Raw genomic sequence first — 19,297 nt, forward strand, 5'->3', positions numbered from 1 at the left:
GGCCGGGCCGGCGCACCGGGCCGTGAACGCGGCGCGCGACCCGGCAGCCGGTCACCGCCCCGCGAACACGTCCCGCAGCTCGTCGTCGAGCCGGGCGGCGGCCTTGGCGGTGTCGGGTCTCCCCTCGGCCAGCAGCTCGTACACCCGGGACTGCAACAGCTGGGTGAACGCGCCGTAGTACGGGGTGCGCGGGCGCTGCACGGCGTCGTCCAGCACCGCGCGGAGCGTCCGGACGTACGCCTTGCGCTCGTCCTCACCCTGTTCCTCCGGCGCGCCCTCCCCCCGGGCGCCAGTGCCCGCCGCCTTCGGCGCGTCACCGCCCGGGCGGAGCGCGGCAGCGACGTCGGGCCAGCAGGGCGCCGGGGCGCTTCCGTACGACGAGGCGCGGGTAGCGGCGAAGCCCGCGTCGAAGAGACAGCTCTCGCTCCTCCTCGACGTCAGGAAGGTGATGAGCTCGCGGGCGTCCGCGGCGCGGGGCGAGTCCGCGGTGACGGCGAGGTTCTGCCCGCCGAGCACGGACCTGCCCGGCAGCCGGTTCACGGAGTACTGGTCCGGTTTCATCAGGTGGCCCAGCGCCTTGTAGACGTACGGCCAGTGGCGCAGGAAGGCGGCGCGCCCCTCGGCGAAGTCGGTCAGGGAGGCCGTCTCGTCGGAGGTGGCCGCGGCGGGCTGCACGCGCCCCTTGTCGACGCGGTCGAGGAGCTCGTCGAGCCCCGCCTTCAACCGGGTGGCGTCGGAGACGTAGTGCCCCTCACCGTCGGTGAGCTCGACTCCCACGCTCGCGAACGCCTCGACGGTGTTGACGGTCAGCCCTTCGTAATCCTTCAGCTGGGTGGTCCAGCCGGCCCGGTCGCCGGGGCCGGCCGGGTTCAGTCCGAGGGTCCTGACGGAGGAGTAGAGCTGCTCCCAGGTCCACTTGGCGGTGGGCTGCTTGTCCGCCTTCATGTCGGCCTTCGCCATGAGGTCGGGCCGGTAGTAGAGCAGCCCCACGTCGGTGTTGAACGGCCGGGCGTAGGAGCGGCCCTTCCAGACGGTGGTGGCGTGGACCTCCCGGATGAAGTCGAGGTCGTCCTCGGAGGCCGGTCCGGTGCCGGTGCTGTCGACGGGCATCGGGCTGATCAGCCCGGCCTCGGCGAACTCGGGTATCCAGGTGATGTCGAGGTTCACCACGTCGTAGCGGGCGCTGCCCGACTGGAGGGCGCCGAGGAGCTGGCTGCGCTGCTGGTCGGCGCCTCCCGGCAGTTCGACGAGCTTGGCCTGCTTGGCCGGGGAGCCGGCGTGCTGCCTGTTCCACTCCTCGACGAGCTGCTGGCGCACGCTGCCCGAGCCGGTGACGTCGAGCCCGCTGGCCACGACGATGGGCCCCTCGGCCGCCGGGTCCCCGTCGGCCGGCGCCGGCGTGCCGTCAGGCCCCGTACAGGCGGCGGAGGCGAGCGCGAGCAGGCAGCCGAGGGCGACGGCCGCTCTCGCCCGGCGGCGGCCCCGCCGGTCCGACCCGGTCATTCCGCGTCCCCCGTACCGGTCCGACCCGGTCATTCCGCGTCCCCCGTACCGGTCTTGGCGACCTCAGCCGCCAGTTCGGCCGCGATGTCGTCGGCCGGGTCGAGGCAGCGCCCGCCGCTCGCCGTGGCGAGCCGGTCACCGAACCGGCCCTGCGCGCAGGCGCCGTTCCGCAGCGAGACGGTCACGATCCGCACGAGCGGCTCCCCCCGTGCCTCCGCGACCAGCTCGGTCTGCTGGGCCTCACCGACGTCCTCGAAGTCCTCGCCGTCGGTGACCACCACGAGGAGCCGCGGTTGTTCCTCCTCGTCGCGCCCGCTCCGCAGGGTGCCCAGCGCCTCCTTCAGGCTCTTCGCCACGCGGGCGTCGTGGGCGACGGCCTCGGCACCGGCGACGGACCTCTGCGCGGTGGCCCGGGTGTGCGGGCCGAAGAGCACGGCGTCCGTGGCCGCCTCGCCCTTGGGGACGGCCATCAGCCATACGCCGTACGCGTCCCCGGCGCCCAGCGAACTCATCGAGCGTGCCACGAGGTCCTTGGCGCGTCCCGGGCCCTCCCAGAGCCGCTCGGCCGCCATCGAGGTCGAGTTGTCCAGGAGATACAGCACCTTTCCGGGGCCGAGCGCCTCCCGGTAGTCCTTCAGGGTGTCGCTCAGTGACGCGGTCACGTCCGTGCCCGCTCCGGTCGCCGGGACCTGTTCGCGAACGGCCGACGTGTTGTCCTCGGACCCCAGGACCGAGTCGTCGCCGGGGTCGACGGGGCCGCCCTTGCCGACGCCCCGGAAACCGTCGTCGGTGAAGCACCTCTGCGCGTCCGGGTCCGTGGCGAGCCAGTCGTAGAAGCCGCGGACGGCCGCCTCGCGGGCCTCGGCGTCACGCTCGGCCCCGTCCCACGTGACGCGGACGAAGGGCAGGTCGAGCATCGGTACGTCGGAGGGGTAGTGCGCGACGCGGTGCGCCAGGGCCTCCGTCGCGCAGGCGGGCCGCCCGGGCCGGCCCGCCGCCAGGTTGAACTGCGCCAGTGTCTGCTCCGGTACGAGGACCGCGGCCCGGTCCTCCAGCGTGTTGCGGGTGCCGTCGGCCAGGGCGCACATCAGTTCCCTCGCGGTCGAGGGCATGGGACGCATCGCCTGTGCCATGCCCCGTTCGAGCGTCGACGCCGGCTGGGCACCGGAGGCGGCGTAGAGGGCGTCGGTGGCGAGCAGGGCGCCCTCCGTGGCCTCGGGGTCGGGGCGCAGGATCTCGACCGCGCCCGGCTGGGCGGCCTCCAGACCGGAGATGATCGCGCCGAGCGGATCGTCCGTCTGCAGGGACTGCGCCAGGCTCATGGTGTCGGGCACGCCGAGGACCATCGGCGTGTAAGCGACGGAGCCCAGCCGGTCGAGGTCCACGACGCTCTTCCCCGCGTCCGCCGCGGTGTCCGCCGTCCCCGCACCGGCCGCACCCGTGCCGCCGTCGCTCGGCCCCTCGGCCGTCGCCCGCTGCCAGGCTGTCCCGGCGGCCGGTATCCAGATGTCGGGCTGCGCGCCGACGTCCCGCTGGGGCTGCGGGCAGTCGCCGGAGACGGGGCAGGCTTCGGGCTCCTGCCAGAGCGAGGAGGAGCGGAAGGCCGCCACGGCGTCGGCCGCCTTGGCGTCGTACACGTCGATGCCGACCGTCCGGCATCCGTCGCTGTCCCGCTTCGGATAGGCGTCGGCCGCCTTCTGGACGGTGGGCCGCAGATCGGGGTCGGTGAGCACGCGCAGTTGCAGGGGCGAGGCGCAGGCGACGTCGTCCGTGGAGCGCAGGAAGTGCCACAGCCCTCCGCCCGCCAGCACGAGGACACCCGCCAGGACGAGGACGGTCACACGGTTCACGAAGCGGCCGGGAGCGGGCAGCAGGCGGCGGGCGAAGGCGGGGAGCACCGGCCTCGTCCACCCCCTCGGCCGTCGCTCCAGGGGCCGGTTCGCGGGCCCCTTCGAGAGCCCTTGCGGGAGTCGCGGTCCCGGGGGCTCCGGCGGGGGCGTGACCGGCGGTGCCGGGGGACGCGGCTCCGCGTCCGTGGCGAGCGCGAGCACCACGTCGTCGCCGTGGCGCAGTTCGTCCGGAATCCAGGGGTGGCCGTCGATGGCTTTCAGCGCCGCCATCTCGTCGCGTATGCCGGCGACGAGCCGGGTGAAGGTGACGGGTTCGCCCTCGCTCGTGGTCAGCAGCCGGTGCAGGGCGGCCGTGAACTCCGTACCGGTACGGGGGTCGCCGGGCGGGATCTCCACCCCTGGCTCCGCCGCGGTGAGCAGGGCGAAGTTCTGCCCGGCGGCGGGGCTGAAGGCTCCCAGGGCGTTCCCGGCGAAGCAGCAGTCGAGGATGACGACGACCCAGTCGGCGCCGGCGTTGCGCAGCTCCGGCATGACGTCGTCCCGCCAGGACAGGGTGTCGACGAAGGGATGACGCCGGTCCCTGGTGACCCGCGAGTCGGTGAACATCAGGTTGAGGTCGCTGCCGTCGGGACGCACGATGCCGTGGCCCGCGAAGTAGACGACGAGCAGCCCGGTCACCTCGTCCCTGGCGGCGCTCAGCGCGGCGCGCACCTGGAGCGGGCCGACGCGTCGCCCACCGCTCCCCCGGGCGACGGCCTCCGGGGACCTCTCGCCGTCGGTCACGGGGCCGTCGGTCGCGGGGCCCTCGCCCACGCGACCCTCGGTCACGGGGCCGTCCGGAATGACGACGAGGTCCTCCGGGCCGAGCACCCCGGTGCGTTCGGCGGTCAGGGCCTCGCGCATGAGGCGGAGGTTGGTCGCGACGGCCGGGAGGTCGTTACGGGTCCCCGTGTAGCGCTCGACGCCGATGAGCACGGCTCTGTGCCGCTTGGCTCCGTTCTCCCGGCCGCGCGCGTTGTACGGCGGCACGGCCGCTAGTCCTGTCCGGGCTCGTCGCCACCGCGCGTCCGGTTGCCTCCGCCGGGTCCGGGCCCCGTGTCCGGGCCCTGGGGGTTCTCGCCGCCGGTGTCGCGGTCGGTGTCACGGCTCAGGCCGGAGCCCGGCCCGGCGGCCGGTCCGTCGAGGGTGACGCGCGGCGTCTCCTCCGGATCGGCGAAGCGGCGCCGGTTGCGGATCCAGGTCTCCACCGAGCGCCAGGCGTTCTCGGCCACGGTGCGGGCCAGCTCGACGGAGACGACGAGGATGATGTCCTGGATCAGCTCCCCGGCCATGGCGTCGCTCTGGGTGAGCGAGTCCTTGCGTTCCAGGCCGACTTCGCCCCGCTCCAGGGCGTCCTCCAGGACGGGAGCGTTCTGCAGCCAGGTGCGCAGGGCTTCGAGGTCGTCGCGCCGCGTGTGCGTCCCGCTGAGGACGATCCGTAACTCGATGCTCTGCCGCTCCGGTTCGAGCGCGCCAGTCCCCGCCGCGTCCGCCATGCCCTGCCCCCATCGGCCCCGTTGCCGTCGCCCCGATCGGGACGCCCCGCTGAACACAGGATTATTTCACGGCACTTGACACGGGGCACCCCTTTGTCGCGGGACATGTGAATTCATTGAACACTCCGGGTCGCGAAGTTACCGGTCACACGACCGCCGGGCGGGATGCTCGTGCTGGTCGGGACCGACTTCCGGCAACAGGCCGGACCGTCTCCGCGAAAGGCACCTGCCGACGACCGCGTGAGCGACCCTCCCGCCCTTCCCGTGATCCGTGGCCGACGACCTCACGATGTGCGTAGAGGTCGCTTTCACGATCGCGTCCACCGTGCCAGTGCTGACTTTGCGGCTGCTCGGACGCTGTCGATCCGGCTGTGGACGAGGGTGGACAAGACTGCATGTGCCTCCGCATCTCCGTTCCACCCCTGGGCAAGACTCTCGACGGCGCCCACGGTGACCTGAACGCTTCCGTCGGCTGGTGCGACCAACCGCAGCACGATGTCGCGTGCTGCGGTGTCGTCCGCCCAGCCTGCCGCGAGGCTCTGCACGACCAGAACGCGCACGTATGACGTTTTGTCGTTGGCGAGCAGGGCAAGTGCGTCGCGAGCAGTGCGGTCGCCCGGCCATCCCGCCGCAAGACTGCGCGCTGCCGTCCCTCGTACGGGGATCTCTGGTCGGCGAGCCGCGCGGAGCACGGCACCGCGCGCCTTCGGATCGCCGGCCCACCCCGTCGCCAGTCCTTCGACTGCTGCGACGGCCACTGGTTCATAGAAATCCGCGCTGAGCATGAAGAACGCGGCGAAAGCCTTCTCGTCGCCTGCCCACCCTCGCGCGAGACTGGCAAGGGCAGGGATCGTCACCTCAGGAATCCTCGATGCAGCGAGGTTCAGCAGTCCGGCGCGGGCCCGCGCGTCGCCGGCCCAACCCAGGCCGAGACTCCTGGCAATCGCCGCTGCGACGGTCGCCGCAACGTCCGGCTGATCAGCGTCCACCCATCTCAGGACGACGTCGCGCGCGCGAACGTCCCCAGGCCAGCCCGCCGCCAATCCTTCCGTGATCGCTGTTCGAACCAGCGCGTCCTGTTCGTCGCCGGCCACCTGGAGGATGGCGGCGAAACCACTTTCGTCACCTTGCCAAGCGGCGGCGATTCCCTCCACCGCGGCCGCCCGAACCGCAGCGTGCTCGTCGCGCGTCAGGCGGACGAGTTCATCGCGGATCGTTTCGTCCCGGCGCCATATTTCGACCAGCCCCTTGGCTGCGGCAGCTCGGACCTCGGCATCGGTGTCCCAGGTGAGGCGGAGCAACGCTTCGTGGGTGCTGGGTTGCTCCGGCCAATTGCTCAGAAGGCTGGCCAACGCGCTGATCCGGGGCTCGGCGTCCGGCAATTTGGTCGCAGCGAGCAGAACGGCGAGCGCGTCACCGGGTTCGAGCGCGCCTGCCGAGTTCAAAATGGCGGTGAGTGCGTCGTCGCGCCGGTTGATTGCCTGCGCGGTCCGCAGCGCGCCGGCGATGTCGTCCAAGGCACCTTGTTCGAGAAGGTCGCTCGGGAGGAGGGGGGCCGAAACAGATGTGGCGGACTCCGGCGGACCGGCGGCAGCGGATTGCGCGATGTTCGGATTGAGCATCAGGCGGCATACGTTGCTGCGCGCCTGTTCCCAGAGCACCTCCAGCCTGGCGACACGAGCAGCCGCCAGCTCAGCTTCCTGTTCCGCGGTCTGTTTGTGAAAGATCGCCAGGCGGGATTCCTCCTGCAGGCGGTTGAGCTGCTCCGCGTCGTCAGGCGCACGATGAGCGAGGGAAGCACTGACATCGTGCCTGGAAATGGCTTCTCGTAGCGTACTGGTGATCTGCCACATGGTCGTGACGAGGAACTGTGCGTCACGAAGGGCGCAGCGCAACTGGAACTCTGTGTTGCGGGCGCTCTGCAGGTCCACTTCGAGGCGTAACCTTGCGACAGTCTCGACCTGTGCGACGGAAGCTTCCGGTGGGTGAGTCGGGGTCGCCGACCGGGGCTCCGCCGGGCGCTCCGCAATAGCTTTCAAAAGGGTCCGCGCCATGTTCCAGCGTTGCTGATGTTCTTCGGCACTCAGCCGGGCAGCTCGACTGGTGATCGCCAGGAAACAACTGGTGAACGGTACAGGTGGAGTGGGGAGGGCCTGACCTTTCAGTAGTCGATCGATGGTCGACTTGGAGCATCTCATCGCACTGATGGGATGCTCCGGATTCTTACCCGAAGCCTGCTCCGCCTGGGCAGCTCGCTGAAACGCGGCCGCGATGTCTCGCGTCGTCAGCCCTGCCTGCCGGACTTGGTCCCGCAAGAAGGTGGCGAAGTCCTGGCGGGGATCGACGCCGGCCCCCTTCCTGTCGTACATGCCGCCCACCTCACTTCTGTCCTGGGATCCGGTCCCGGAATGGCCCACCAGGTCCCGCAAGCCTCTGCACCTGCGTGGTCCGTGCTCGTACTGACCTGTACCGCACCGGTTTCCGTCCCAGCCGGTCCCAGCCTGTCCCAGCGACGCTTGAAGACCACCACGTGGCCGCTGATCCTCCCTGCACCCGCTCGAACTTGAAGGAGTTCGGGCCCAGCGAGGGGATCCTGAACCATGCACGGTACGTCGCAGTATGCCGCCGCCACGCAGGCCGGCGCACAGACTCTGGCCGCGGCGAGCGAACTGTTCCTGTCCGCCGTCCCTGAATTTCTGGGCGCGCTGACCGCCGCCGTCGTCATCGGCCTGGCCACACAGCTTCGACAGCGCCTGCGCCGTCGCGCGGAGAATCGACCCACACGCGGGCAGGACAACACGGAGTGAAGCATCCTCACGGTGTACAGAGCTCTTCACCTACGCACCGATTACTTCGTCGCCCTCCGGCAGTCATCAACACCGACAACCTCACCACCACGACGACGAACAGACAGGACACGGACATGACCGCAGCTGTGAAGGGCCCCGCCAGCTACTTTCCCTCCATCGAGAAGAAGTACGGCCGCCCGGTGGCGGAGTGGAAGGAACTCATCCGCTCCTCGCCCCTCACCCGCCACATGGAGCTCGTCGCCTGGCTCAAGACCGAGCACGGCCTGGGCCACGGCCACGCCAACGCCCTCGTCGCCCATACGCTCGCGGAGGGCGAGTAGGGCGTATCCGGCCTTGCTAGGGCCTTTCAGAACCCCCGGTGTTCTCGGGTTTCGCCTGGTCCCGGGGGTTCGCCCGGTCCCCGGGGTTCGCCGCACCCTCGGCGTCCTCTTCCTCCGCCTCGGGCATGGCCTGCTCCGACCAGACGGTCTTGCCCTCGGCGGCGTACCGGGTGCCCCAGAGCGAGGCGAGCTGCGAGATGATGAAGAGTCCCCGCCCGCCCTCGTCGACCGCTCCGGCGTACTTCATGTACGGGGCAGTGCTGCTGCCGTCCCGGATCTCGCAGGTCAGCCCCCGGTCGAGGATGAGGCGGAGCTCCACCGGCGGACTGCCGTACCGGACGGCGTTGGTGACCAGCTCGCTGACGATCAGCTCGGTCGCGTCACCGGTGTCGCCGTCGACGTGCCATCCGGCGAGTGTCTTGGACGTGAGGCGGCGCGCGGTCGCCGGCGCCGTCTTGTCGTAGGGGAGCTCCCAGGCGGCGTACCGGTCGTCGGGCATCGCATGGGTCCGGGCCAGGAGGAGTGCCCCTCCCCTCAGTTCCGCGGAGTCGGGCAGGGCGTAGGCCACGGCGTCGCACAGGTCCCGCAGCGGCCGGTCCGTCCGGGAGAGCACCTGCCGCAGCACTCCTGATCCCGGCTCGGCGTGACTGCTCAGCGCCGCGCTGTGCAGCGCCACCAGGCTGCCCTCGCGGACCGGGAAGGTGACTGCGGCCACGGGTTCGCGGCCGGTCGTCCCCAGGGGCGGCCCCTGGGGCACCTCGACCGCCGACGCGGTGCCGTCCACAGCGATGACGAGGGGCGCGGGGTGGCCCGCGGAGGCCACGGTGCACGACTCGGTGAACGGGTCGTACACGGCATACGCGCAGGTCGCGGTCAGTGGCTCCCGGTGCAGCGGATCGCTGGCGGGCAACTGGGCACGTTCCTCCGCGAGCCGCGCCGCGGTGTCGTACAGCCGCGCGAGCAGTTCGTCGGGTTCCAGGTCCAGCGCTGCCAGGGCCTGCACGACGGTCCGCAGCTGCCCCATGGTGGTGGCCGCGTGGATGCCGCGCTCGGCGACCTCCCCGATGACGAGCGCCGTCCGGGCCCCGGAGAGGGCGACCGTGTCGAACCAGCAGCCCGCGCCACCGCCGGGGAGCAGCAGATGGTCGGTCTCGACCGCGGGCTGGACCGCCGGACGCTGCGGCAGGAGACGGCGCTGGAGGGCGCTGGCGATCGTGTACTCGTGGACGTACCGGCGGGCGTTGTCGATGCCGAGGGCGGTCCTGGACGCCATCGCCTCCACTGCGGGGACGTCCACTTCGGTGAAGGGCTCGGAGTCGCCGCAGCGGTAGAGACTCACCAGCCCGAGGACCGCGCCGCGCAGGGTCAGCGGCGCCAGCAGGAGCGAGTGGGCACCGATCTCCCGGACGGAGTGCGCACGCGCGGGGTCGGCATCGGCCCACGTGATGTGGTCGACGGGAACGACGCGGATCTTCAGGTCGGTGAGGGCCCGCTGGTAGGGGGTCCCCGACGGCACGGCCCGTACGTCCCCGACGGGGTGCGCGGGCTCGCTGCTGCCTCTGTACGCGGCCCGCCGCAGCGGCACGTCACGGCCGAGCGGCCCCGGCTGAGGGTTCTCGCCCCGCAGTACGTTGTCGACGACCTCCACGGCGCAGACGTCCGCGTAACCGGGCACCAGTGCCTCGGCCAGGTCCCGGCAGGTGGTCTCGACGTCCAGCGTGCGGCCCACGGTGTCCGTCACGGCGGCGAGAGCCTTGCTCCGGACCTGCCGCCGTACGCGGTCGGTGATGTCGACGACGGAAACGGAGACGCCCAGGACCTTGTCGTGGTTGTCCTGGCGGATCCCGTGCCCCTCCTGGAGCCGGAACACCGTCAGGGAGAGGGTGCGCTGCCCACCCGGTACGCCCTCGGGCGCGGCCCGGAACGGGCGCTCCACGCCGGGCACCCCGGTGCGCAGAACCTCCCGCACGTAGGCCTCCATCCGCTCCGGCTCCTCGAAGGCACACACCTCGCGGAACGGCCGCCCTCGCAGCCGGGCGGTCTCGTCCGTGTCGGGGTCGGCGGACGGGTCGCTGATCCGCAGGAGGCGGAGCTCCGGATCGAGCACGTGGACGCGTATGTGCGCCTGCGTGAACATCACGTCGAGCAGCGCCGCCCCGAGGGCGTCCCCGCCCTGGTCGTCTGCCCAGACGCCCCACCCCTCGCCCGCGAGCGGCGCCAGCCGGAGCCCTTCGGACGGCCCCCCGTCACCCCGCTCGCTCTCCCGCGCCAGTACGTCCATGACGTGCAGTCCCAGCGCATCGGCGGTCGCGGGCCCGAAGCGCTGTTCGGCCGCACGGCTCCACCCGGTGACGACTCCGGCACCGTCCACGACCATCAGGGGCGCATCAGCCATGAATCCAGCTCCTTCGCCCCCTCACGGGACCCGCGACCGGGCCTCCGCGCACGACGACACGTACCGGACCAGCATCGGCCCCGGACCCGCCCCCCGCGACCGGAGCGCTACTGGGCCCCCGCCGGCGGGGGCCCTGTACTGGTGGGGGCGTGACATCGGTGAGGGCCGGCATGGGTGGGGGCCTGGCATGGGTGGGGCCTGGCATGGGTGGGGGGTGGCATGGGTGGGGGCTGGCATGGGTGGGGCCTGGCATCGGTGGGGGCCTGGCATCGGTGGCGCCGTGGGGGGCCTGATGGATGTCAGTGCAGCCGCATAGCCTGCGCCCCATGCTCGACGACACCGCACACGCGACCGACCGCAGTTTCCCCGCCGCCCTGGCCGCGGTGGCCCAGGTGGACTTCTACTACGGGCACGACACCACGGGCGAGGCCGCCGACGAAGGGGACTACCGCATCGACTTCGAGCCGTACACGGAGTTCATCTCCCGCGAGGCAACCGTCGAGTCGTTCCGCAGCTGGACGGGAGGCAAGGACATCGACGGGGACACTTACCTCATCTTCGGCCAGGACGGCACAGGCGGCCAGGCCATGATCTGGCGCACCCGCCCGGGCCGGCCCCTCGCCGACCAGCCGGTTGTCTTCCTCGGCTCCGAGGGCGAGTGCGGCATGGTGGCGGGGAACCTCTCCGACTTCCTGTGGGTCCTGGCGGACGGCTTCGGCCCGCTGGAGGTCACCTGGGAGGACGAAGAACTCACCTCCGCCCCCGACGAAGCCCTGACCCGCCTCGCAGAACGCCATGCGACGACACCGCGCCGGACGGCGAGGCAGATCGTGCTGGAGGCCCGGGCGGAGTTCCCCACGTTCGCGGAGGACATCTGGGCGATGTGTCGGTGAGTCGGGGTGGGGAAGTAGCTGCGGCGGTGACCACCGGCCCGGATCCGCCCCTGTGGCACTGCCTGCCGCGCCATACTGCTCCGTGGTCGGCAGTGACGAGCCAGACGTACACGGGGGACGGATGCAGCCACACGATGTGCTCGAGCAGCGTTACGCACTCGCCGAGCTGCTGGGACGTGGAGGGTTCGGCCAGGTCTGGCGGGCCTTCGACAACAGGGTCAGACGACAGGTAGCGGTCAAGATCGGCTATCCGCAGTCGGCCGACGAGGCACGGCGTTTCGCTCTGGAAGCCGAGCTCGCGGGCAATCTCATGCATCCGAACATCGCAGCTTTGTACGACTACGGCGAAACCCGGCACGCGGGCCGGGAACTCATCTATTTGGTGATGGAACTGGTCCCGGGCGAGACACTCGCCAGTATCCTCGGCCGCGGCGTTCCGCCGGTCTCGTCCTCCTTGGCCTGGGCCCAGGACATGTGCAAGGCGCTGGGAGCTGCCCACAGCAACGGCGTGGTGCACCGGGACGTGAAGCCCTCCAACGTGATCATTACAGGCCCCGGGACGGGAACGGCCAAGGTCCTCGACTTCGGTATCGCCAAACATCAGGCACACACAGCCATCACCGCTGAGGGGCAGATCATCGGGTCCGCTCCCTACATGGCACCGGAGCGCTGGAACAGCAGCGCACCAGTCGACGGACGAGCCGATCTGTACGCCCTGGGCTGTGTCCTGATGGAGCTGTTGACGGGGCAGCTCCCCTTCACCGGGAGGGAAGCACACGAACTGCTCGCCCAGCATGTCGCGGCCGCACCTCCCCGCCCCGGTTCACTGCACCCGGGTCTGCCGGATGCCGCCGACCGGTTGGTGCTGGATCTGCTGGCGAAGGACCCCGCAGAACGTCCTGCGACCGCCGAGCAGGTCTTCGCCCGCCTGGCGGAGATCATCGCTCATGCCCGACACCCCACCGCGCACCGCTCAGAGCCCGGCCCCCACGCCCCGTACTCCGCATACACTCCCACGGCACAGGAAGCCGCGACGGGCCGGAAGAGCGATCCAGCCGCCCGGCAGAGCGACGCGATAAGACAGGCACTCACCCGGCGACTCGACGCGGTCCTGGCCCATCATTCGACCGGCGACGAGGCGGAGTTCGTGCGTCTGCTGACACTGCTGGTCCACGACCTCATCCAAGAGCTCGGTCCGGACGATCCTCTTACCGTCGAGGCGGGCTATCAACAGGCGATGCACTCCTGGCAGTCGGTCCACGACCGGAGCAGGCTGGAGAACATTCTTCCCCGGCTGATCCGTGTTCTCGGAACCGAGCACCGCCGAACCATTGATGTCCATGCCGTCCTGACGGGAGACATCGCCGCGCGAGGCAACGTGGACGGCAGGCCCTACATCCCCGAACTCGAGGAGATCATCGCTCGGTCCGCACGGTTGCTGGGCCCGCACGACCCGATCACCCTGACCGCCCGGCTCGACCTGGCCGATGCCCTGGACCGCGACTACGTGCAAGGCCAGGCCGTGCGCACCACCGGCCCCCGCACAGACGAGCAGGCAGGCCGTCGTCGTGCTCTCCTGGAACCGCTCCTGCCCGACCTCGTCCAAGGGCTGAGCGCCGACGACGGCCGCGTCGTCGCTACGACACTTCGCCTGGCCCTGGACACCTACCAACTGGGCGACTACCGCGCGGCTCTCCCCCTGTACGAACGGCTGCTGCCGACCACACCAGCAGCGCTGGCGAGGAGCGACGTGCGCCTGCGGATCCAGCACGCACACTGCGTCGCGGAGAACGAAGAGCCCGAACGCGCCCTGGCATTGCTGGACACGTTGCTCAGCACGCTCAGAAACCGGCCCGGCAACGACTACGCGCGCCAGGCACCTCCGGCACTCGCGCTGCGTACCGCGCTCAAGAAGCAGTTACGGAGGCCCCAAGGGGCTGGAGACATCCGTACCTGGTTCCGCCGGTGAGTCCGACGCAGTCCTGCGAAAGCGGGCGCATGTCAGTTCGACCACGGTGGGGCACTCAGGGACCTGTGCGCTCCAGAGGGGCCATGCCGCGGCGTAGACCCCGGGGGCGTGCCTAACGCCTTCTCTCCAGTGGCCCCGACACCCCCGGAGGCGGCGTCGCAAGAGTCCGGTGCGGTTCCGCGCCGTCGATTCGAGCAAGAGCAATTTCGCTGTCATTGATCCCAAGAGGGCTGAGCGTAGGAAACTGGCAGTGATGAGCATCGCCAAGCCGTCCTCCCCAAGCGTCTCGGCCCGGATGAGCCGCCAGGCACGCCGCGATACCGCACCCGAAGTGGCGGTCCGGAAGCTGCTACACGCGTCCGGCTACCGCTATCGCCTCAACGAGCGTGTGCCGGCCATGTCCCGGCGGACGATCGATATCGCCTTCACCCGGGTCAAGGTGGCTGTGTTTCTGGACGGCTGCTTCTGGCACGGCTGCCCCGAACACGCCACGCAACCGAAGGTGAACGCTGGGTGGTGGCGTCAGAAGCTTGATCGCAACATGGCGCGGGATCTGGAGACCACCGAGCATCTGCATGCTGCCGGGTGGACGGTCCTACGCTTCTGGGAACACGAGTCGGCGGCGAAAGTGGCCTTGCAGGTGGCGCAGGCGGTGGATCGTGCGAGGTCGAACCGAGCTGAACGGCGGGAATGAGCCCACTCGCAGCGTGTAGCCCGGCCGCCAAAAGCGAGGACACGAACATCGGTACGATGCCCGCATGCGGAGCCCTTCATGGACATGGGACGAACTACTGCTGGTCTGCGCACGAGTAGTCGAGAACGACTGGCGTCAACTACGCACTTACCAGCCAGCCACCGAGCAGCTTGCGGACCTGCTGCGCTCCCTCCCTCTGCACGACACGGCAGCGCGAGCGCTACCAGAGTTTCGCTCCGCTGCGAGCGTCAGCCGAAAAAGCGCAGACCTGATTACGAATCGCCCTGGGTACGCCCGGCAGGCGACGCGCGGAGGCCACCTCACCGCGTTGGTCGCGGAAGCCTTCGTCACGCGCAGGAGCGAGATGATGGAGGCGGCAGTGGCGATCGAGAATGGAATCAGCTCAGGCGAACTGATCAAGATCCCGCCTCAGCCCGATGAGGTTGACACCGACGGGTACGCGGCCCGTGAAGGAAGACTTCTCGCACGCTGGGCACTCTTTCGCGAGCGAAACCCTTCTCTCCGCAGACGAAAGATCGCGGAGGCAAGCCGCCTTGGGCGCCGAATCCAGTGCGAGGTCTGCAGTTTTCACTTCGCAGACCTCTACGGCCCTATCGGTCAGGACTACATCGAGGTACACCACGTACAGCCCCTGCACATCTCGGGCCCACGCGAGACTCTGCTCCGAGACCTCGCTTTCGTCTGCGCCAACTGTCACAGGATGTGCCACAGGACTTACCTGGGTTCGACCTGGCGCACGCCTGACACCTTGCGTTCGATGATGGCCGGTCACCCTCGCCTACCTTGTAACGCCGTTTAAAACACGCTTGGTTGACGGGCCGTCACTGCAGTCCCAGTGGCAACCAGATGTGTAGTATTCATGGAGACGCTGCATCCCCTCCGGCATGAAGCCATCCTCCTGAAGGCAGCGTCGAGAGGTGCGAAACATGGCCAAGAAGTATGCCTACACGCTCCCGCAGCACCGCGTTGAGCATGGCGTTTCAATTCCCGTCGATGAACTGATGATCGACGACAAGGCTCAGCGGACTCTGAACGAGCCGCGAGCGCGGAGCATGGCAAACAACCTCGTCCCGGAGGCACTCGGCACAATCGTGGTGTCTCAACGCTCGGACGGTCTGCGCTACATCGTCGACGGCATGCACCGCTGGCACGCCTCCAAGCTGACAGGCATAGCCGAGTTGGTGGCTGAGGTCCATCACGGGCTCGACCAGCAGGAGGAAGCGGTCCTTTTCCTGATCAAGAACAGGGAATCGAGCAAACCCACCCCCCTCGACGAGTACAGGATCGGCCTGACCGCTGGCCTGCCACTGTTCGTCGACACTGAGTCCGCTCTGCAAGCACGCGGTTTGACGATGGGCTCCACAGGCACCAATACGGTGGGCGCGGTCGCCGGTGTTCTACGCATCACTGACCTCTACGGGCCCCAGGTGCTCGAGAGGACGCTCAAGGTGGCGGAGGACGCTTGGGGGCGCACGAAGGAGACTTGGGACGGCATGCTGCTCGGCGGAATTGGGATGTTCCTGGGACGTCACGGTGACGAGATCGAGGATGGTGCGCTCGCCTCCAAGATCGGCAAAAAGGACCCCGCCTTCCGCTGGCGCGCGAACATCACCGCCCTGGCATCCGCAGGAGGCACGCGCCACAGTGGCACTGGCTCCAGGGTCAGCACTTGCTACACCCTCATCGTGACCGAGTGGAACAAGGGTAGGCGTACAGAGAACCGCATCGACGCGTAGGTGTAGAGAGCGGGGGCTTCGGAGCCCTATCGCAACTTGGCGTCGGTCCCTTCGTGACGGCCCGTCGGAGGACTAGGCGGGCCGTTTCGGATCCGTGGTTGGTCGCGGGTGCGGGGAGGCGCCGTCGGCGCGTCGAACGGCCTGCCCGCCCTCACGGTCAGGACACGTTGATGTTCTGGTACCGAGTGTTCGGCTCTCCGCTGGCGTACACGCGTGGGGAGGTGAACACCCCGGCCAGGTTGGTGGCCTTGATCGTGCCGGCGGGCAGTCGCAGGCCGTAGTGCTCGCCCATCAGGCGGTACACGTCACGGATGTCGGGGATGTGCAGCCCCCACTCGTCCGGTTCGTCGGGGAAGTCGGGGTCCGGGTCAGCGGTACCGAGTGCGACCTCGGCGATCATCCGCTGAGTGAGCGGATGGTCCTCGCGGATCGACTCGTGCACCTCGCCCTCGTAGTAACTCCAGTCCAGTTTCCCGTCAACGATGACGTCCGCAGTCGGCGGGTCCATCGTCGTGTCCTGGACGATCAGCCACGTGCGGCCTTCCCACAGGTGCCGCAAGGATTCGGGGCGTTGCGCATAGAAGCCGTCGCTGCCCGCGCGCAAGGCGAACGCCCAGCCGGCGTACTCGCCCAGCCTCGCGTAGTCAGGGACGTCGCTGGTCCGGTGCAATGCGGCGTTGAACGCATCGGGCGACATGACCCCCAGGGCGGGATCGGCCCCCAGCATCGCCGCCAGTTCGGCGATACTTACGCCCTTGACCATCTCCAGGTAGAAACCCCAGTCGGCGTCGTCCTGTATGTGCTCGAACGCGTCATCGATCATGGCGTGCAGTGTGGCAGCCGCCTGTGACACACCAACGGCTCAGCGGCGAAGACCCTCAGCAACAAGCACCGTGAACGCGGACCAGGCCTCGGGGGAGACCGTCAGCGCCTGCCTCTGCGTGTCCTTGGAGTCCCGCACCCACACGCTCTCGGCGCTCACCGCGATCTCGACGCAGTTGTCGCCGGAGCTGCCGCTGTAGCTGCTCTTGAACCACGCCGGCTCTGTGGTGCTCATAGTGCTCCTCGCATCTGCTCCAGCAGGCTTACTGTGGCTTCGCGGCCGAGGGCCTGCGAGCGCAGCTTGCCATAGCGCTGGAGCATGGCGCTCACGTCTTTCGGTGACGTGATGAGAATGCTCGACTGCTGCCCCTCCGAGTATCCGACCCACTCGTGCTGCTGGGTCTCGGCGAGGTACATCAGACCGTCGATGCCCGCGTGGTCGTACTGGCACAGCGGCATCACCTGGATCTCGACGTTCCGTCGCCCGCCCTGATCCAGTAGGTGGTCCAGCAGTTGCCGGGTAACTTCGGGGCCGCCCATGCGACGTTCCAAGAGCGCCTGTTCGATGATGAAGCTGTACGCGGTGTTCGGCTTTGCGGTCAGGAGTTGCTGACGCTCCAGTCGTGCGGTCACCTGGTGCTCGATCTGCTCGCCGGACAGGGGCGGCAGGCGTCGCTCGAAGATTGCGCGGATGTACGCCTCGGGCTGCAACAGCCCCGGGATCGCCCGGCACTCGTAGGCGTACAGCGAGATCGCGTCCTCCTCGATCGCCGCCCACTGCAAGAACCACGACGCCAGCCCCACCTTTCGCGTCAGGCTGCTCGCCGCCGCCGCCAGTACCCGTGCCGCCGTCGCCCCCAGTACCTCCTCCGAGCGGTCCAGCAGGTCTCTCGGCGGGAATCGTTTGCCCTGTTCGATCTTGGCGATGTACGCCGCCGAGTACTGAACCCGGGGCGCGAACTGCTCCTGTGTGAGGCGGGCTTCGTCTCGGAGTGCCTTCAGCACCGCGCCGAACGTCTTGAGGCTGTCGGACAGCTCCGGCTCGCCGCAGTTCGCACCGGCCCTGACGCCGCCGTGGTCCATGGCCATTCACGGCCGCCTCTCCCCTGTGGTGAGCCTCCGGGCCCACCCGTGCCGTACCGTGCGCCACACCGATGGTCACGCATCGTGACCCTCCCAGTCCAGTGCGTGCACCAGTACAAGTCGATCTGTATGGGTGCCGTGCCTGCCGCCGGCCCCTCACCCCGGCGAGGCTGAGGCGCATGCCAGTCCTTCGCAGTCATTCCCCCGCCCCCGCGCGGGTGTTCGTCCAGCGTTTCTCCGCCACCCGGCGCGGTGCGCGTCTCGCGCGGCTTCTCGCCGCGCTTCAGCTCGTCGAGTGGGGGCGGCCCCGTGGGACGGACGGCCACGAGGCGGTCACGCTCGTGGTGGCGGAGTTCGCCGCGAACGCCGTGCTGCACGGCCGCGTCCCCGGCCGGGACTTCGCGCTGCTCCTCCGCCCTGACGATGTCCAGGGCGTCATCCGCGTCGAGGTGTCCGACACCCACCCCGCCCGGCCGGCCCTCGTCACGCCGGCTGCCGATGCGGAACGCGGGCGCGGGCTGGTCCTCGTCGACGCTCTCGCCACCCGTTGGGGTGTCCGCGACCGAGTGGGTCCGGGCAAGACGGTCTGGGCGGAGCTGCCCTGGGCCTGAACGCAGACGCGGAGCTGTCCTGGGCCTGAACGCCAACGCGGAGCTGCCCTGGCCGTGCATGCCAACTGGGCAGGCCCAGTACGGTCCGTCGGGCGCTTCCCGGCTCTCGCGGTCGTCTGTACCCTGTAGCCGATCTGGGGGGAGACGGAGATGACCATGCGCCCGAGGGTGCTGTTCGCCCTGCTCGTCGGCTCGCTCCTGCTGACCGGCTGCGGCTCGTCCGGGGCCGGTCAGGTGTCGGGAGACGCCGTCAGAGCCGTGAGCCTCAGAGTCAGCGGCGGTATCGCGGGGGTCGAGCGCGGCATCGACGTCAGCCCTGGCGGGGAGGTCTTCCTCACCCGCCGCGGGGGTGCCCGCGAGCCGGCGGACGCGTTGACGCCGGCCGAGTCCGAAGAGCTCAGCACCCTTGTCGAAGCGGTGGACTTCGGCGGTCTTCCCTCGCGCAGCATCTCCGAGAGCTCCAGCGACCGCTTCGAGTACCGCTTGCAGTACGGCGGTCACACCCTGCTCACCGACAAGAGCGAGGACCTGGGCCCGGTGGACGACCTGATCTCCCATCTCGACAGCTGCATGCAGAAGCGCACCTGAGGGCGGACACCCGTTCGCTGCCTGCGGGGGTGCGCCATACTCCCCGCATGCCTGCGCCCATCGGTCCCGTGATCCTCTTCGACGACGACCTGTACATGTACGTCCTCAAGGACCGAGCGTCCGCCGAGGCGTGGTGGGAGATGCCCGACGAGTACGCCTGTGGGTTCGACGCCCTGGCCAGACCGCTGCGCATGACGGGTGAGCCGCATCGGGTCACGCTCGAACTGACGGGTGACGAACCGGCCGAGACGGACCTGCGCCGTCGTGTCGGCGAGCACTACCGGCGTTTCCTGCGCCAGGAGGCGCCGCCCGAGGCGACCGGCCTTGCGGCGTTCGTGGCGGGGTTGCCGGTCGACGTCTCGTAATGCCGCTCCGGGTTTGACGGCACATCCCCTGCGGACCTGCTCGACAATTGCGGGGCGGGGATTAGTTCACGTATATTGGATGGTTCTGTGCGCCCATAGAAA

The 19,297-nt window shown here is 69.5% G+C and carries 18 protein-coding genes; 10 read left to right on the forward strand and 8 right to left on the reverse strand.

Going from position 1 to position 19,297, the window contains the following annotated elements:
- Window positions 1-51: 51 nt before the first annotated feature.
- The 4 genes from ACFYQ6_RS05090 to ACFYQ6_RS05105 all read right to left on the reverse strand — a co-directional run bounded on the left by ACFYQ6_RS05090 (window position 52) and on the right by ACFYQ6_RS05105 (window position 7,257).
- Window positions 52-1,503, reverse strand: coding sequence for an extracellular solute-binding protein (locus tag ACFYQ6_RS05090; protein WP_361571868.1), 1,452 nt, complete (start codon window positions 1,501-1,503; stop codon window positions 52-54).
- A 29-nt stretch (window positions 1,504-1,532) separates the two neighbouring features.
- The gene (locus ACFYQ6_RS05095; protein ID WP_388760611.1) at window positions 1,533-4,382 is read right to left on the reverse strand and encodes a substrate-binding domain-containing protein; all 2,850 of its coding nucleotides are present in this window, start codon (window positions 4,380-4,382) and stop codon (window positions 1,533-1,535) included.
- Between the two features lie 5 nt (window positions 4,383-4,387).
- On the reverse strand, window positions 4,388-4,888 hold the full coding sequence (locus ACFYQ6_RS05100) for a hypothetical protein (protein WP_388760614.1): 501 nt from the start codon (window positions 4,886-4,888) through the stop codon (window positions 4,388-4,390).
- A gap of 308 nt (window positions 4,889-5,196) precedes the next feature.
- Window positions 5,197-7,257 carry a HEAT repeat domain-containing protein gene (locus ACFYQ6_RS05105; protein WP_361571877.1) on the reverse strand — a complete coding sequence of 687 codons (2,061 nt, stop codon included), beginning with the start codon at window positions 7,255-7,257 and terminating at the stop codon, window positions 5,197-5,199.
- Between the two features lie 231 nt (window positions 7,258-7,488).
- Here ACFYQ6_RS05105 and ACFYQ6_RS05110 point away from each other — a divergent pair, with 231 nt between their 5' ends.
- A complete protein-coding gene (locus ACFYQ6_RS05110) occupies window positions 7,489-7,695 on the forward strand; it encodes a hypothetical protein (RefSeq protein WP_361571879.1) in 207 nt (68 codons plus the stop codon).
- A gap of 116 nt (window positions 7,696-7,811) precedes the next feature.
- The gene (locus ACFYQ6_RS05115) at window positions 7,812-8,018 is read left to right on the forward strand and encodes a DUF4287 domain-containing protein (RefSeq protein WP_356734731.1); all 207 of its coding nucleotides are present in this window, start codon (window positions 7,812-7,814) and stop codon (window positions 8,016-8,018) included.
- A 16-nt stretch (window positions 8,019-8,034) separates the two neighbouring features.
- Here ACFYQ6_RS05115 and ACFYQ6_RS05120 read toward each other — a convergent pair whose 3' ends face one another.
- Window positions 8,035-10,413 (reverse strand): SpoIIE family protein phosphatase, encoded by a 2,379-nt coding sequence (locus ACFYQ6_RS05120; RefSeq protein ID WP_388760619.1) that lies wholly within the window; start codon window positions 10,411-10,413, stop codon window positions 8,035-8,037.
- Between the two features lie 326 nt (window positions 10,414-10,739).
- Between ACFYQ6_RS05120 and ACFYQ6_RS05125 the strand changes: the two genes are divergently transcribed.
- From ACFYQ6_RS05125 to ACFYQ6_RS05145, 5 genes are all read left to right on the forward strand, one after another.
- Complete coding sequence (locus tag ACFYQ6_RS05125) at window positions 10,740-11,306, forward strand: SMI1/KNR4 family protein (RefSeq protein ID WP_388760622.1); 567 nt, start codon at window positions 10,740-10,742, stop codon at window positions 11,304-11,306.
- Window positions 11,307-11,427: 121 nt separating this feature from the next.
- The gene (locus ACFYQ6_RS05130) at window positions 11,428-13,275 is read left to right on the forward strand and encodes a protein kinase (protein WP_388760625.1); all 1,848 of its coding nucleotides are present in this window, start codon (window positions 11,428-11,430) and stop codon (window positions 13,273-13,275) included.
- 253 nt (window positions 13,276-13,528) lie between these two features.
- The gene (locus ACFYQ6_RS05135) at window positions 13,529-13,969 is read left to right on the forward strand and encodes a very short patch repair endonuclease (RefSeq protein ID WP_388760628.1); all 441 of its coding nucleotides are present in this window, start codon (window positions 13,529-13,531) and stop codon (window positions 13,967-13,969) included.
- A gap of 367 nt (window positions 13,970-14,336) precedes the next feature.
- Window positions 14,337-14,789: an HNH endonuclease gene (locus tag ACFYQ6_RS05140; protein WP_388760950.1), complete on the forward strand. Its 453-nt coding sequence runs from the start codon at window positions 14,337-14,339 to the stop codon at window positions 14,787-14,789.
- 127 nt (window positions 14,790-14,916) lie between these two features.
- Entirely contained in the window at window positions 14,917-15,726 is an 810-nt protein-coding gene (locus ACFYQ6_RS05145; RefSeq protein ID WP_388760631.1) for a DUF6551 family protein, read from the forward strand.
- 157 nt (window positions 15,727-15,883) lie between these two features.
- Here ACFYQ6_RS05145 and ACFYQ6_RS05150 read toward each other — a convergent pair whose 3' ends face one another.
- From ACFYQ6_RS05150 to ACFYQ6_RS05160, 3 genes are read right to left on the reverse strand one after another with little or no spacing between them, the layout of a single operon-like run.
- Window positions 15,884-16,549 carry a hypothetical protein gene (locus ACFYQ6_RS05150; RefSeq protein ID WP_388760634.1) on the reverse strand — a complete coding sequence of 222 codons (666 nt, stop codon included), beginning with the start codon at window positions 16,547-16,549 and terminating at the stop codon, window positions 15,884-15,886.
- 39 nt (window positions 16,550-16,588) lie between these two features.
- Window positions 16,589-16,783, reverse strand: coding sequence for a DUF397 domain-containing protein (locus tag ACFYQ6_RS05155; protein WP_388760637.1), 195 nt, complete (start codon window positions 16,781-16,783; stop codon window positions 16,589-16,591).
- A complete protein-coding gene (locus ACFYQ6_RS05160) occupies window positions 16,780-17,637 on the reverse strand; it encodes a helix-turn-helix domain-containing protein (protein WP_388760640.1) in 858 nt (285 codons plus the stop codon). Before ACFYQ6_RS05160 ends, ACFYQ6_RS05155 begins: the two co-directional genes overlap by 4 nt.
- Before the next feature lie 173 nt (window positions 17,638-17,810).
- On the opposite strand from ACFYQ6_RS05160, the gene ACFYQ6_RS05165 reads away from it, so the two are divergent.
- The 3 genes from ACFYQ6_RS05165 (at window position 17,811) to ACFYQ6_RS05175 (ending at window position 19,195) form a co-directional block, all read left to right on the forward strand.
- The gene (locus ACFYQ6_RS05165) at window positions 17,811-18,242 is read left to right on the forward strand and encodes an ATP-binding protein (protein ID WP_388760643.1); all 432 of its coding nucleotides are present in this window, start codon (window positions 17,811-17,813) and stop codon (window positions 18,240-18,242) included.
- A 150-nt stretch (window positions 18,243-18,392) separates the two neighbouring features.
- A complete protein-coding gene (locus ACFYQ6_RS05170; protein ID WP_388760646.1) occupies window positions 18,393-18,830 on the forward strand; it encodes a hypothetical protein in 438 nt (145 codons plus the stop codon).
- 47 nt (window positions 18,831-18,877) lie between these two features.
- The gene (locus ACFYQ6_RS05175) at window positions 18,878-19,195 is read left to right on the forward strand and encodes a hypothetical protein (protein WP_361571926.1); all 318 of its coding nucleotides are present in this window, start codon (window positions 18,878-18,880) and stop codon (window positions 19,193-19,195) included.
- Window positions 19,196-19,297: the final 102 nt, after the last annotated feature.

Origin of the sequence: Streptomyces sp. NPDC005494, from assembly GCF_042872025.1 — a bacterium.
Taxonomy (GTDB): Bacteria; Actinomycetota; Actinomycetes; order Streptomycetales; family Streptomycetaceae; genus Streptomyces.